The 14,908-nt window shown below is 64.8% G+C and carries 12 protein-coding genes; 9 read left to right on the forward strand and 3 right to left on the reverse strand.

Going from position 1 to position 14,908, the window contains the following annotated elements:
* Positions 1-548, forward strand: a 548-nt coding sequence (locus CWO89_RS28740) for a transcriptional regulator (protein WP_130581962.1), incomplete at its 5' end; no start/stop codon positions are given.
* Between the two features lie 7 nt (positions 549-555).
* Here CWO89_RS28740 and CWO89_RS28745 read toward each other — a convergent pair.
* The gene (locus tag CWO89_RS28745; RefSeq protein ID WP_130581963.1) at positions 556-1,269 is read right to left on the reverse strand and encodes a DUF1614 domain-containing protein; all 714 of its coding nucleotides are present in this window, start codon (positions 1,267-1,269) and stop codon (positions 556-558) included.
* Between the two features lie 219 nt (positions 1,270-1,488).
* Positions 1,489-3,036, reverse strand: coding sequence for an acyl-CoA synthetase (locus CWO89_RS28750; protein WP_165421382.1), 1,548 nt, complete (start codon positions 3,034-3,036; stop codon positions 1,489-1,491).
* 209 nt (positions 3,037-3,245) lie between these two features.
* Here CWO89_RS28750 and CWO89_RS28755 point away from each other — a divergent pair, with 209 nt between their 5' ends.
* The 4 genes from CWO89_RS28755 to CWO89_RS28770 all read left to right on the forward strand — a co-directional run bounded on the left by CWO89_RS28755 (position 3,246) and on the right by CWO89_RS28770 (position 7,391).
* A complete protein-coding gene (locus tag CWO89_RS28755; protein WP_130581965.1) occupies positions 3,246-4,382 on the forward strand; it encodes an acyl-CoA dehydrogenase family protein in 1,137 nt (378 codons plus the stop codon).
* 140 nt (positions 4,383-4,522) lie between these two features.
* Positions 4,523-5,686, forward strand: a complete 1,164-nt coding sequence (locus tag CWO89_RS28760) for an acyl-CoA dehydrogenase family protein (RefSeq protein ID WP_130581966.1) — start codon at positions 4,523-4,525, stop codon at positions 5,684-5,686.
* A 1-nt stretch (position 5,687) separates the two neighbouring features.
* A complete protein-coding gene (locus CWO89_RS28765) occupies positions 5,688-6,344 on the forward strand; it encodes a glutathione S-transferase family protein (RefSeq protein WP_130581967.1) in 657 nt (218 codons plus the stop codon).
* 240 nt (positions 6,345-6,584) lie between these two features.
* The gene (locus CWO89_RS28770; protein WP_130581968.1) at positions 6,585-7,391 is read left to right on the forward strand and encodes a helix-turn-helix domain-containing protein; all 807 of its coding nucleotides are present in this window, start codon (positions 6,585-6,587) and stop codon (positions 7,389-7,391) included.
* Positions 7,392-7,534: 143 nt separating this feature from the next.
* On the opposite strand, the gene CWO89_RS28775 is transcribed toward CWO89_RS28770, so the two are convergent.
* Positions 7,535-8,377, reverse strand: a complete 843-nt coding sequence (locus CWO89_RS28775) for a universal stress protein (protein ID WP_130581969.1) — start codon at positions 8,375-8,377, stop codon at positions 7,535-7,537.
* 197 nt (positions 8,378-8,574) lie between these two features.
* Between CWO89_RS28775 and CWO89_RS28780 the strand changes: the two genes are divergently transcribed.
* From CWO89_RS28780 to CWO89_RS28795, 4 genes are all read left to right on the forward strand, one after another.
* Positions 8,575-9,441, forward strand: coding sequence for a beta-keto acid cleavage family enzyme (locus tag CWO89_RS28780; RefSeq protein WP_130581970.1), 867 nt, complete (start codon positions 8,575-8,577; stop codon positions 9,439-9,441).
* 140 nt (positions 9,442-9,581) lie between these two features.
* Positions 9,582-11,186, forward strand: a complete 1,605-nt coding sequence (locus tag CWO89_RS28785; RefSeq protein ID WP_130581971.1) for an AMP-binding protein — start codon at positions 9,582-9,584, stop codon at positions 11,184-11,186.
* 140 nt (positions 11,187-11,326) lie between these two features.
* Positions 11,327-12,943 carry an acyl-CoA carboxylase subunit beta gene (locus CWO89_RS28790; protein ID WP_130581972.1) on the forward strand — a complete coding sequence of 539 codons (1,617 nt, stop codon included), beginning with the start codon at positions 11,327-11,329 and terminating at the stop codon, positions 12,941-12,943.
* The coding region (locus CWO89_RS28795) for an acetyl/propionyl/methylcrotonyl-CoA carboxylase subunit alpha (protein ID WP_130581973.1) at positions 12,940-14,908 on the forward strand (1,969 nt) is incomplete at its 3' end. The genes CWO89_RS28790 and CWO89_RS28795, both read left to right, overlap by 4 nt.

Below are 14,908 nucleotides of genomic sequence, written 5' to 3' on the forward strand. Positions count from 1 at the left end.
GCAAGGTCCAGCCGGCGCCGGCGATTCCGGTGGCCAATGGCGAAGTCGCGCCCGACGGGTTAGGGGCGTATTCGCGGCGGGCGGTGCAGTGGATCGAGGGCACCTATCTTACGGTCAGGCCCTCCTTCGGGGCCAAGGACGCGGTCTATGCCTATCGCACCGAGATCGCCTGGGACGACGCCGTCTCGTCGCTGATTTTTCGCGAGGGCGAACGGCTGGATGCCGCCTACACCCAGTTCGGCGAAGTCGCCGTGCCCAACCAATCCGGCTTCGTCTATCTCGTCACCAACCGGCACGGCCAGCATCGCCTGATCACGGTGTCCAGGCCGCGCAACACCGGCGAGATGTACGGCATCATCACGACACTGCTCGCCGGCCGCGGCTCGCTGCTGACGCCGATCGCTGCACCAATCGCATTCGTGCCGATCAAGAATATCGCCAATCCCTCGGTCGGGCGGGTGTCACCCGAGGATGAAAACTACGCGCTCTATCGCGAACATCTGCGCCGCACCGTCGACGAGCCGTTCGCCATCTTCCTGCCGGGTTGACGTCTCGCTATGAGGCGCGGTGCAGGGGTGATGGCGAAACGATGGAGGCGAGCAGCACGGCGAGGATGCCGGTCAGGAAAACGCCGTCAAACGTGCCGGCGCCGCCGATCGAGGCGATCGGCGCCCCCAGGCTGCCGATCTTGTCCAGGTTGAGAATATCGGCGCCGATCAGTGTTCCGACTGAACCTGCGATATAGGCGAGCGGCGCGGCATATATACGCGAGAGCAGAAGCGCGATGATCGCGACGCTGACGACGGGCACGAACACGGGTACCGCGATGCCTATACCCGGCACCGGCGTCGCCAGCGAATGGACGATGAAGGCGATGATGGCGGTGCCGATCGCGGCCCTGACCCAAAGCTCGTATCTGACGATCAGATAGATCGACATGAACGTCGGAATCACCGCGCCGCCGACATTCACGGCCAGGATCGTGCTGGGCGCGGTCACCAGCGGCACGACATAGCGCATACCGAAGAAGTCGACGATCTCGCCGGATCTCACCGGCGGTCCGGACAATTCCGTGATCGGAATATTGAGATAGCTGCCGACCAGCGAACCGAACAGCAGCAGGAACGCGGCTCCCGGACTGACGCCGAGGCTCAGATAGGCATATCGGAGGATGCGGAGCTGGATCAGGATCACCAGCACCAATGCCAGGAACACCAGGATCGAAAACGATCCCGGCGTCATCGGCAGATAGTGCATCTGGCTTTCCACGATCGGCGGCTCGCGTTGTTGGGCCACTCGTTGAAGTGGGGAGCCGTCCGCGCGATCTCAAGGATGACAGTGCCCGTAGCCCGCAATCCGGGACCGGTCGAGCCGTTCGGCGAGCATCCCCCGGGTTGCGCTGCGCTCCACCCGGGCTACGAACTACGAACCGTCGATTGGCCTGCACCGCGGTCTAGCCGTAAACGGTGTTGGCGTCGGAGGGGCACATCACGAAGCTTGCGCCAGATCGGTCGGCTTCTGCTCGGCGAATTGCTTGCGCAGCGTCGGCTTGTGGATCTTGCCGGTCGCATTGCGCGGCAGCGCCTCGACGAATTCGATGATGCGCGGGCATTTGAAGCGAGCGAGGTTCGCCGAGCAATGCGCGTGGATATCCGCCGGCGTCAGCGTCTGCCCCGGCTTCACGGCGACGATCGCCATGCCGACCTCTCCCCATTGCTCATCGGGAATGCCGATCACGGCGGCCTCGGCGACCGCAGCAATCTGGTGCAGCACGTTCTCGACTTCGGCCGGATAGACGTTCTCGCCGCCGGAGATGTACATGTCCTTCCAGCGGTCGACGATGTAGTAGAAGCCCTCCTCGTCGACGCGCGTCGCATCGCCCGTATGCAGCCAGCCGTCGGTGAAGGAGGAGGCGTTGGCGTCGGGCCGGTTCCAGTAGCCCGGCGTGATGTTCGGGCCCCTGACCCAGAGCTCGCCGAGTTCACCCACATCAGCGTCGGTGCCATCAGGGCGCACGATCCGCACTTCCGTGTGCAGCACAGGCTTGCCGGCGGAGCCTGCCTTGCGCGCGGCATCCTCGCGATCGAGCGCCATCACCGCGGGCGATGTCTCGGTCATGCCATAGCCCTGCTGCAGCGCCACGCCGCGCGCCTCCCACACCTTGAGTAGCGGCACCGGCATCGGCGCGCCGCCGACGCCGCCGATCATCAGCCGGCCGAAATCGGCGCTCGCGAACGACGGATGCTGCGCCATGAACTGGTAGATCGCGGGCACGCCGAAGAAGACGTTGATGCGCTCAGCGGGATCGCTGGTCAGGCGCAAGGCCTCGCCGGGATCGAAGCTGCGCATGATCAGGACGGTGCCGCCGGCATGCAGCACCGGGTTGGTGTAGCAATTGAGCCCACCAGTATGGAATAGCGGCAGCACGCAAAGGAATACCGAGGATGGCGAGATGTAGGCGAGGCCGCCGAGATTGACGCAATTGAAGAACGTCATGCCGTGGGTGATGATGGCGCCCTTCGGCTGGCCTGTCGTGCCCGAGGTGTACATGATGGTCGAGATGTCATCGAGCGTGACAGGCGCGAACGTCTCGATCGGCTGTGCCGCTGCGATGCCTGCCTCGTAGGAACCATCAGGGCCGAGCCGCAATGTCGATGACACGTTGCAGAGTCTGGCGACGTTGAGCGCGGTCTCCGCGAGATCGCCATCATGGATCATGACTTTCGGCGAGGCATCGCCGACGATGAACTGCAGTTCCGGCACCGTGAGGCGGGTGTTGAGCGGCAGGAATACGGCACCTAGCCGCCCGCAGGCGAACTGCACTTCCAGTGTGTCTGATGTGTTCAGCGCCAGCACCGCGACGCGATCACCGCGTGCTACTTTGTGGGTATCCCGCAAATGCGCGGCCAGCCTCGAGATCCGCGCGTCGGATTGCGCATAGGTGAAGCGTCGGCCGCTGCCGAGGTCGACCATCGCGACCTTGTCAGGCGTCCTCCGGCCATGATGGGCGATCCAGTCGTAGTAACGAACCGGCAAATTTCCCTCCCACGGTGGGCGGTCTGGCGCCGCCTGATCATGATCCGCAGGGGTACCAGTGGACGGGCCGGGGCCGGAATCTGTCTTGCGTTTAGTGGCTGGACCGGGGGTAGGATCGGCGCCCATTTGCCGCCGGCAGCCACTCGACGCAAGTTAGGGCGGCGATTTCCGGACATCGTTCCGGTCACAGGAATCGACGGAGCAAAGGGATGGCGAGCCCATTCTACACCAGCGAGCACGAGGCCTTTCGCGAGGCGGTGCGCCGTTTCGTGCAGAAGGAGATCGAGCCTTACGCCCATGAGTGGGACGAAGCGGGCGAGTTTCCGCGCGAACTCTATCGCAAGGCCTCCGAGATCGGTCTATTGGGGCTCGGCTTTCCCGAGGAATATGGCGGCATTCCCGCCGACCAGTTCATGAAGATCGTGGCCTCGCAGGAACTGGCGCGGGCCGGTGCCGGTGGCGTCAGTGCGAGCCTGATGAGCCACACCATCGGCTCGCCGCCGATCGCGCGGGCCGCCCGTCCCGAGGTCAAGGCGCGCGTGCTGCCGGAAGTGCTGCGGGGCGAGAAGATTTCCGCGCTCGCGATCACCGAGCCGAGCGGCGGCTCCGATGTCGCCAGCCTCCGCACCAAGGCGCGCCGGGACGGCGATCATTATGTCGTCAGCGGCGAGAAAACGTTCATCACCTCGGGCGTGCGCGCCGATTACCTGACGGTCGCCGTGCGCACCGGGGGCGAGGGCGCCGGCGGCGTCAGCCTGCTGCTGATCGAGGGCGATACGCCTGGCCTCTCGCGCACCAAGCTGAAGAAGATGGGCTGGTGGGCCTCCGATACGGCGACATTGCATTTCGATGAATGCCGGGTGCCGGCCGAAAACCTGATCGGCGAGGAAGGCCAGGGCTTCAAGGTCATCATGCAGAATTTCAACAGCGAGCGCATGGGCATGGCGGCGAGCTGCACGGCCTATGCCCGCGTCTGCGTCGAGGAGGCGATCGCCTATGCCAAGGAGCGCAAGACCTTCGGCAAGCCGATTGCCCAGCACCAGGTGATCCGCCACAAGATCGTCGACATGGCGCAGAAGGTCGCAGCGTCGCAAGCGATGCTGGAGATGCTGGCCTGGCGGCTGGAGCAGGGCGAAAACCCGGTCGCCGAGATCTGCATGATGAAGAACCAGGCGACCCAGACCATGGCGTTCTGCGCCTCGGAGGCGGTGCAGATCTTCGGCGGCGCCGGCTTCATGCGCGGCATCAAGGTCGAGCGCATCTACCGCGAGGTCAAGGTCAACGCCATCGGCGGCGGCACCGAGGAAATCATGAAGGACCTCGCCAGCCGCCAGATGGGGTTGTGAGAGCACACGCCGTCATTCCGGGGCGCGCAGCGCGAACCCGGAATCCATCGGGCCGCAACGCCCGCGGAGAAATGGATTCCGGGCTCGTCCTTCGGACGCCCCGGAATGACAAGACAATGCCGATTGGAGCCTGAACCAGCATGATCTTCACCGCTGACCACGACGAACCCCGCCGCGCCTTGCAGAAATTCATCGCCGCCGAGATCAACCCCTATGTCGACGACTGGGAAGACGCCGGCATCTTCCCCGCGCATGAGCTGTTCAAGAAGCTTGGCAGTCTCGGTTTCCTCGGCCTCAACAAGCCCGTCGAATTCGGCGGCCAGGGGCTCGACTACAGCTATGCGCTGATGATGGCGGAAGAGTTAGGGGCCATCAGATGCGGCGGGGTGCCGATGGCGATCGGGGTGCAGACGGACATGGCGACACCGGCGCTGGCGCGGTTCGGCTCCGACGAGGTGCGGCGCGAGTTCTTGGTGCCGGCGATCTCGGGCGATCAGGTCGCCTGCATCGGCGTCTCCGAGCCCGGTGCCGGCTCCGATGTCGCCTCGATCAAGACCAATGCGCGCTCCGGCGGCGACGACTATGTCATCAATGGCGGCAAGATGTGGATCACCAACGGCACGCAAGCAGACTGGATCTGCCTGCTCGCCAACACCAGCGACGGCCAGGTCCATCGCAACAAGTCGCTGATCTGCGTGCCGATGAAGAGCAAGGGCGTCACCATCGCGCGAAAGCTCGACAAGATGGGCATGCGCTCCTCCGACACCGCGCAGATTTTCTTCGATAACGTCCGGGTGCCCAAGCGCAACCGGATCGGCGAGGAAGGCAAGGGTTTCACCTACCAGATGATCCAGTTCCAGGAGGAGCGGCTGTGGGGCGCCGCCGCCTGCCTGAAGGCGCATGAGTTCATCATCAACGAAACCATTGAATATACCCGCAACCGGAAAGCGTTCGGCGGCTCGATCCTGGACAACCAGGTGGTGCATTTCAAGCTCGCAGAGATGCAGACCGAGGTCGAGCTGTTGCGCTCGCTGATCTATCGTGCCGGCGAGGCGCTGGTCGCGGGCGAGGACGTCACCAAGCTCGCCACCATGGCGAAGCTGAAGGCGGGCCGGCTCGGGCGCGAACTCACCGACGCCTGCCTGCAATATTGGGGCGGCATGGGCTTCATGAACGAAACCCCGGTGAGCCGCGCCTATCGCGACAGCCGCCTGACCTCGATCGGCGGCGGCGCTGACGAAGTGATGCTGATGGTGCTATGCAAGATGATGGGTACGCTGTCGGCTACAAAAGGAAACGCCTGAGATGGTCACGCTCTATCACTGCGAAGCCGCGCGTTCGTTCCGGCCGCTCTGGATGCTCGAGGAAATGGGATTGCCCTACGAGCTCAAGATGCTTCCGTTCCCGCCGCGCGTGTTCGCGAAGGATTATCTCGCGCTCAATCCGCTCGGCACGATTCCCTTCCTGATCGATGGCGAGACGCGGATGACGGAGTCGTCCGGCATCTGCCATTACCTTGGTACCAAATATGGCCCGACACCGCTGATCGTCGGACCCGACGAGCCGGCCTATGGCGCCTTCCTGAACTGGATGTATTTTTCCGACGCGACGCTGACCTTTCCGCAGACCCTGGTGCTTCGCTACGGCCAGCTCGAGCCGGAGGAGCGGCGCAATCCGCAGGTCGTCGGCGACTACGCCAAATGGTTCTTCGGCCGCCTGCGCGCCGTTGAGGCGGCGACCGGCAAGGCCGAGACGCTGTGCGCCGGCCGTTTCACCGCCGCCGACATCGCCATCGGCTATGCGCTGCGGCTCGCCGACAATATCGGGCTCGCCAAGGATTTCGGTCCCAATGTCGCAGCCTATTGGGCAACGTTGCAGCAGCGCGAGGCATACCAGCGGGCGGTCGCGGCGGAACGCAAGGCCGGCGCGGAGCAAAACGTCGCGCCGCGGGTGCGTGGGTAACGCGCCCGCCCCAACCGTCATTGCGAGGAGCGACAGCGACGAAGCAATCCATCTCTCCACTCGTGGTGGCATGGATTGCTTCGCGGAGCCTGTCATCGGGCGGCGCTACGCGCCGACCCGGTGGCTCGCAATGACGGCGAGAGCCGTTTCCTTGCCCCATTTGTAACGGTGACTTCAGCCGGATTTCGGCTATGGTTGGCGCCGCAGCGGCCGGGAAGAGCCGTGCGAGGAGGAACCACCATGGACGACCAGGCCCGTGAAGTAGGCCATTTGATGCTGATCACGCCGGAGCGCGTGTTCTATGCCGGACTGCTCGGCCGCCCGCGCGAGCGCTGTCCGGGCGCATTCCATGTCTATGTCGCGATCAAGGGCGGCCTGCGCCTTGCGACCAGCGACGGCCGGGAATCCTATGGCGACCTCGTCGTGACCATGCCGAACCTGCGCCATACCATTGCGAGCGACTATCGCTCGGCGATCTGCGTTGCCATCGAGCCCGAAAGCGTCCGCGTCGGCGCGCTCGAATCGTTTGCCCGACAGTTGATGGGCCCGGAAAGCCAGTTCTACGCCGACCGCATCCGCGCCGCCTATGCCGCGCTGGGACGGCGGCAATATAGCGATGACCTCTCGAACGCCGAGTTCGACATCATGTGCTTCGGCCAGGCGCTGCCGCAGCGTAGGCTCGACCCGCGCGTGGTGCGCGCGATCGCGCGCATCGGCAAATTCTCCGGCGAACCGGTGACGGCGGCGGATTGCGCGGCGGATGCCTCGCTGTCGCCCTCGCGCTTCCTGCATCTGTTCAAGGAGGAGACCGGAATCTCGTTCCGTTCCTTCCGCGCCTGGAAGCGGGCGCGGCATCTGTTGCACTTCGCCAATCAGGACATCAACCTCGCCCATCTCGCGCAGGACATCGGCTACCCCGACTCCACCCATTTCAGCCACTCGATCCGCCGCTTCTACGGCCTGAAGCCGCGCGCGATCTTCTCCGGCTCGCGCGATCTGGCGATCTATCGCAGCAGCGGATCGTTCACGGAGGCGGCCGCGTCCTAGCCCCAGTCGTGCCGCAGTCGTAGGGTGGGCAAAGCGCAGCGTGCCCACCATTGCGTGCGGAATGTTGATGGTGGGCACGCTTCGCTCTGCCCACCCTACGAGGCGTCATCCCGGCGAAGGCCGGACCCATACCGCGTGATCTATCAATGCGAAAGCAGCACGGGCAGCGGCGGGTGCGACATCATGCTGAGCGTGGCGCCGCCGAGCACGAATTGCCGGAAGCGGGAGTGGCCGAAGGCGCCCATGACCAGAAGGTCGCTGTCATGGCTCGTCAGCGCCGCCTCCAGCGCGTGCGCGACTGTGCGGCCCGCGGCATCGACGGTGTCAAGGATCACCTCGACGCCGTGGCGGGCGAGATGCTTCGCAAGTTCCGGACCGGACCGCTTGGTGTCGATGCGCTTTTCGTTGGTCACCGTCACGATGTGGACGCGCTTGGCCTGCTTAAGCAGCGGCAGTGCATCTGCGACTGCGCGCGCAGCCGGACGGCTGAAGTCCCAGGCCACCGTCGCCGTATTCAGGGCGAACGGCTTGCGGCTGGTTTGCGGTAGCAGCAGGACGGGGCGCCCGGATTCGAAAATAATCGGCTCCGCGTTCCACGCGCCGAACAGGGCATTGTCCTGGACCGGAATGATGGTGAGGTCGCGAAGCCGCGCATATTCGACCAGTAACTCGCGCTGCTCGGACGTCAGGCAGCGCTCCAGGATGCGCTCCTCGAAGACGCCGCGCTTTTCCGCGGCGGCCTGGAACGCGGCGAGCGAAGCCTCAGCCTGAAGGCGAGATTTCTTTTCATCGGTTGCAGCCATTCCGGGAACGTCGAGCAGCGCTGGGCTCAGGAAGCTGCCGGGCACGGCGACGCGGATCTTACAGGCGATCGCGGAAATCTTGGCGCCGATCGCGGCGGCGAAATCGCTCGCAAGATCGATCGCCGATGGCGGAGCCGTTTCGGGGTAGCTCGCGAGCGTCAAGAGGAGGTCTTTGTAGGCCATGTCGTGTCTCCCAGGATTTAAGGAAGCTCATAGCCCCGCCGAGGCGTCAGGATTTGATTCAGAGCAAACCTCGATGCGCGCTATTGCCACGGCGACCGACCTGCCGCCGCAGCAATAGCCAGTCAACGCAAGAGGGCACCGGCCAAATCCCGCATCATGCAAAAAACTGAGCCATTCAAACACTTTGGACGGGATGCATGAGCGAGAAGGCCGTTATCACCTGCGCGCTGAACGGCGTGCTGACTGATCCAAAACAGCACAACGTGCCGGTGACGCCGGAACAGATGGCGCGCGAGGCCAAGGCGGCCTTCAACGCCGGCGCCAGCATCATGCATATCCATCTGCGCCAGCAGGCACCTAGCAAGGGCCATCTGCCGTCCTGGGAGGTCGGCGTCAGCAAGGAGATCCAGCAGGCGATCCGCGAGGCCTGCCCGGGCGTCATCATCAATCACACCACGGGCACCTCGGGCCCGAATTACCAGGGCGCGCTCGATTGTGTCCGTGAAACCAAGCCCGAGATCGCCGCCTGCAACGCCGGCTCGCTGAACTATCTCAAGGTCAAAGCCGACAACACCTGGGCCTGGCCGCCGATGCTGTTCGATAACGCGGTCGAGAAGGTGCAGGACTATCTCGACGTGATGAAGGACGCCGGCACGATTCCCGAATTCGAATGTTTCGACGTCGGCATCGTGCGTTGCGTCGGCATGTATCGGCAGACCGGCATGTATTCCGGCCCGCTCGAATATAATTTCGTGATGGGTGTCGCCTCGGGCATGCCTGCCGATCCGGAACTGCTGCCGATCCTCTTGAAGTTGAAGGCGCCGGACGCGCATTGGCAGGTCACCGCGATCGGCCGCGACGAGATCTGGCCGCTGCATCAGCATGCCGCCGATCTCGGCGGGCACCTGCGCACCGGGTTGGAGGACACCTTCTATCTGGCTGATGGCACCAAGGTGACCTCGAACGGCCAGTTGATCGAGGCGATCGCCGCCTGCGCGCGGAAGGCCGGGCGCGAGATCGCCAGCCCCGCTGAAGCGCGGCAGATGTTCGGGGTGAGGCACTGAGCCGCCACGCCGTCATTCCGGGGCATCGCAAAGCGATGAGCCCGGAATCCATTTCGCCGCAAGCGCCTGCGGCCCGATGGATTCCGGGCTCAGCCCTGCGGGCTGCCCCGGAATGACGAGACATGAGGGAGGGGAACCAAATGGACAATCTCGCAGCAACCGGCGGCGTGCCGGGGTCGGGGCAGATCGGCCGGGTGGCGATCGGCGATCTCCTGAAGCGTGCGGCGCGGCGCTTCCCGGATCGTGTCGCGCTCACCGACGGCGCGCGTCAGGTCACCTTCACCGAGCTCGAGCGCGACGCCAATCGCTTTGCCAACTACCTCGTGCAGCGCGGCCTGAAGCCGGGCGAAAAGATATCGACCATCTGCAACAATTCGGTCGAATTCGTCAAAGCGCTGTTCGGCATTCATCGCGCCGGCCTGGTCTGGGTCCCGATCAACACCATGCTCGGGCCATCGGACATGGATTACATCCTCGGCCATGCCGAAGTCCGCTTCGCGCTGATCGACGACAATCTGCATGCCCAAGCCGAACGCCGCGCGGCGCTGGAACAGCGCGGCATTGAGATGGTCGCGATCGATCTTGCCGGAAAAGTCGCGGCGACCGGCCTCGAGAATTTCAACGATCTCATCGAGGGCCAGTCCAACACCGAGCCCGAGATCGAGATCAACGACCGCGATCTCGCCATGATCATCTACACCTCCGGCACGACGTCGCGGCCGAAGGGCGCGATGCACTGCCATCTCGCGGTGGTGATGGCGGTGATGAGCAATTGCGTCGAGATGCAGCTCTCGCGCGATGACGGCATCACCGGTCAATTCCCGCTGTTCCACTGCGCCGGCCATGTGCTGCTGCTCAGCTATCTCTCGGTCGGCGGCCGGATGGCGCTGATGCGCGGCTTCGATCCTGTGGTCTGCATGGAGGCGATCGTCCGTGACAAGCTCACCGTCTTCGTCGGGCTGTCGCTGATGTACCAGGCGATCCTCGACCATCCGCGGCGGCGGGAATTCGATCTTTCCCGCTTGCGCTGCTGCATCTACACCATGGCGCCGATGGGCAAGCCGCTGCTCGAACGCGCCATCGCCGACCTCTGCCCGAACTTCGTGCTGACCAGCGGCCAGACCGAAATGTATCCGGCGACCACGATGTCGCGGCCGGAAGTGCAGCTTAGTCGTTTTGGCAATTACTGGGGCGAGTCGCTTGTTGTCAACGAGACCGCGATCATGGACGACAATGGCAATCTGCAGCCGCGCGGCGAGATCGGCGAGCTCGTGCATCGCGGGCCGAACGTGATGATGGGCTATTACAAGGATCCGAAGGCGACCGAAGAGGCGCGCAAGTTCGGGTGGCATCACACCGGCGATCTCGCGCTGATCGACGAGAATGGCGAGGTGCTGTTCCTCGACCGCAAGAAGGACATGATCAAGTCCGGCGGCGAGAACGTGGCTTCCGTGAAGATCGAGGAGACGCTGCTCGCGCACCCCGCCGTGCAGAACGCCGCGGTGGTCGGCCTGCCGCACCCGCAATGGGGCGAAGCCGTTTCCGCCTTCGTCAAGCTGAAGCCGAATGCCGTGGCCGACGAGGCCGGTATCATCGAGCATTGCCGAAAGCATCTCGGCGGCTTCCAGGTACCGAAACTGGTGCGTATTCTCGAGGAGATGCCGATGACCGCGACCGGCAAGCTGCGCAAGGTCGAACTGCGGCAGACGTATAGCGAGTATTTCTCGGAAGCGAAAAGCGCGTGATGCTTACCAGGAACATACCTGTCATTCCGGGGCGCGCGAAGCGCGAGCCCGGAATCCATTTCTCCACGAGCGTCTGCGGTCCCATGGATTCCGGGCTCGCCCCAAGAGGGGCGCCCCGGAATGACGGAGAGGGCTGATCCATGGCCATCATCGAAAACACCATCTCGCCCTTCAGCGCCGCGTTTCAGGCCAATCGCGACGGCATGCTGGCGCTGATCTCCCGGATGCGGGCGCTGGAGGAGCGCACCCGCGCCGCATCCGCGGCCGCAAAGGAACGCTTCCACAAGCGCGGGCAGCTCTTGCCGCGCGAACGCGTGGCGCTGGTGCTCGATCCCGGCTCGCCCTTCCTCGAACTGTCGACGCTCGCCGGCTACATGTTCGACGTCGCGGACGCTGAGAAAAGCGTGCCCGGCGGCGGGCTGATCGCAGGCATCGGCTTCGTCTCCGGCATCCGCTGCATGGTCAGCGCCAATGATGCCGGCATCGATGCCGGCGCGCTGCAGCCCTATGGCCTCGACAAGACGCTGCGGGTGCAGGAACTCGCGCTGGAGAACAAGCTGCCCTATGTGCAGCTCGTCGAGAGCGCCGGCGCCAATCTCCTCCGCTACCGCGTCGAGGACTTTGTCAGAGGCGGCAACATCTTCCGCAACCTCGCGCGGCTGTCGGCGGCCGGCCTGCCGGTGGTCACGGTGACGCATGGGTCTTCGACCGCGGGCGGCGCCTATCAGACCGGGCTCTCCGATTACATCGTGATGGTGCGCGGCCGCACCCGCGCTTTCCTGGCCGGGCCGCCGCTCCTCAAAGCCGCAACCGGCGAGATCGCGACCGAGGAGGAGCTTGGCGGCGCCGAGATGCACACCTCGATCTCCGGCCTTGGCGACTACCTCGCAGAAGACGACCGCGATGCGATCCGGATCGCGCGCGACATCATGTCGGGTCTCGAATGGGACCGGCCGAAGCCCGCGAGCGCGTCGTTCAAGCCGCCGCGCCATGATCCGGAAGAATTGCTCGGCATCATGCCGATGGACCACAAGCGTCCCGTCGACATGCGCCAGGCCATTGCCCGTTTCATCGACGACTCCGATTTCACCGAGTTCGGCGCCAATTATGGTCCGGCCACGATCTGCGGCCATGCTCGCATCGAAGGGCAGGCGATCGGCATCATCACCAATAACGGCCCGCTCGATGTGCCCGGTGCCAACAAGGCGACGCATTTCATCCAGGCCTGCTGCCAGTCGCGCACGCCGCTGCTCTATATGAACAACACCACCGGCTACATGGTGGGCAAAGCCTATGAGGAGGCCGGCATGATCAAGCACGGCTCCAAGATGATCCAGGCGGTGACGTCGGCGACGGTGCCGCAGATCACGATCTACTGCGGCGCCTCGTTCGGCGCCGGCAATTACGGCATGTGCGGCCGCGGCTTCCATCCGCGCTTCTGCTTCTCCTGGCCCAACGCCAAGACCGCCGTGATGGGCGGCGAGCAGGCCGCCGAGACGATGGCGATCGTCACTGAAGCCGCTGCCGCACGGCGCGGCAAGCCGATCCCGAAGGAGAGACTGGATGCGATGAAGGCCGAGATCATCGGCGTGTTCGACGGCCAGATGGACGTGTTCTCCACCAGCGCGCGCGTGCTCGACGACGGCGTGATCGATCCGCGCGACACCCGCAGCGTGCTCGCCGAGGTGCTTGCGATATGCCGCGAGGCGGAAGCGCGCAATCCTCAGCGTATGCAGTTCTCGGTGGCGCGGCCATGAGTCGTGAAGGGGGCGGGATGTTCTACAGGATCCTGATTGCCAATCGGGGCGAGATCGCGCTGCGGATCATGCGCACCGCGCGGCAGCTCGGCTACGGAGTGGTCGCGGTTTATTCCGACGCCGACCGCGATGCACTGCATGTACGTGAGGCCGATCACGCGGTGCGTATCGGCGAGGCGCTGCCGTCGCAATCCTATCTCAGGATCGATGCGATCATTGCCGCCGCCAAGGCCAGCGGAGCCGGCGCTGTGCATCCCGGCTACGGCTTCCTCGCCGAGAATGAGGAGTTCGCGCGGGCCTGCCGCGACGCCGGGCTTGTCTTCATCGGCCCGTCGCCAGAGGCGATCCGTGCGATGGGCAACAAGGCCGGCGCCAAGGAGATCATGCAAAAGGCCGGCGTGCCCTGCGTGCCCGGCTACCAGGGCGCCGACCAGAGCGAAGGGATCATGCTGGCGGAAGCGAGGCGCATCGGCTTTCCCGTGATGATCAAGGCGGTCGCCGGCGGCGGCGGGCGCGGCATGCGGCTGGTCTCCGACACCGCGTTGTTCCCGGATGCGCTGCGCAGCGCGCGCTCGGAGGCGCTCGGTGCATTCGGCGATGCAACGGTTATTCTCGAGCGCGCGATCGTCGATCCCCGTCATATCGAGATCCAGGTGTTCGGCGACCGCCATGGCAACGCGATCCATCTCGGCGAGCGCGACTGCTCGGTGCAGCGGCGGCACCAGAAGCTGATCGAGGAGGCGCCGTCGCCAGCGGTGTCGCCCGAGTTGCGGGCGCGGATGGGCGCGGTCGCGGTCCAGGCAGTGAAGGCGCTCCGATATGAGGGCGCAGGCACGCTGGAATTCCTGCTCGACGGCAATGGCGATTTCTACTTCATGGAAATGAACACGCGCCTGCAGGTCGAGCATCCCGTCACCGAGGCGATCACCAGGCTCGATCTGGTCGAACTGCAGTTGCGCGTCGCCCGCGGCGAGCCGCTCGGCGTGGAGCAGGAAGACATCACGTTCTCCGGCCACGCGATCGAGGTACGGTTGTGCTCGGAGGATGCCGACCATGATTTCATGCCGCAATCGGGCAGGATGGCGCGCTGGCAGATGCCGGAAGGCGTCCGCGTCGAGCATGCGCTGCAGTCCGGATCGGAAATCCCGCCGTTCTACGACTCTATGATTGCCAAGATCATCAGCCATGGCGCCGATCGGCGCGAAGCGCGGAGCAAGCTGATCGTCGCACTGGAGCAGGTCGAAGCCTTCGGCGTCACCACCAACCAGGGATTCCTGATCTCCTGCCTGCGCCATCCGGCCTTCGCCAAGGGCGAGGCCACGACGTCGTTTATATCAGCGCATCGGAGCGAGCTGCTGACGCCACGCGCGGACGAGGGCGCGGAGGCGGCGCTCGCGGCGCTGCTTCTCTACGTCACCAATCCGCACGCGCCGCCGTGGCGGAGCGGCCGCTCGCTTGCCGCGACGTTTCCGCTCGGATTGCGCATCGATCTCGGCCGCGGCCTTCGCGAAGTCGAGATCGTGCGCGAGCGCGACGGCTCTTATGTCGCCGATGTCGCGGGACACAAGCATCGTTTCGAGATCGACGAACTCGGCCTAGATGCGATCCGCTATCGCACCAACGGCCTCATGGCGCGCGCAAAATTCCTGCGCGATGGCGATCGTCTCTACATCCTGAATCACGACGTCACGCTCGCGGTCCGCGACCTGACGCTGGCGCTGCCCGAAGCCGCCGCCGGAGCCAACGGTGATGGCAAGGTCCGCGCCGCCATGAACGGCCGCGTCGTCGCGGTGCTGGTCAAGCCGGGCGAACAGGTTGCCGCCGGCCAGCCCGTGATGACATTGGAAGCGATGAAGATGGAGCATGTGCACACCGCGGGCGTCGCCGGCACGGTGTCAGCGATCGACGTCGCCGAGGGCGAACAGGTGACGACGGGGCGCATTGTGATGGAGATCGAAGCGGCGG

The organism is Bradyrhizobium sp. Leo170 (genome assembly GCF_004296405.1).
Classification (GTDB): Bacteria; Pseudomonadota; Alphaproteobacteria; order Rhizobiales; family Xanthobacteraceae; genus Bradyrhizobium.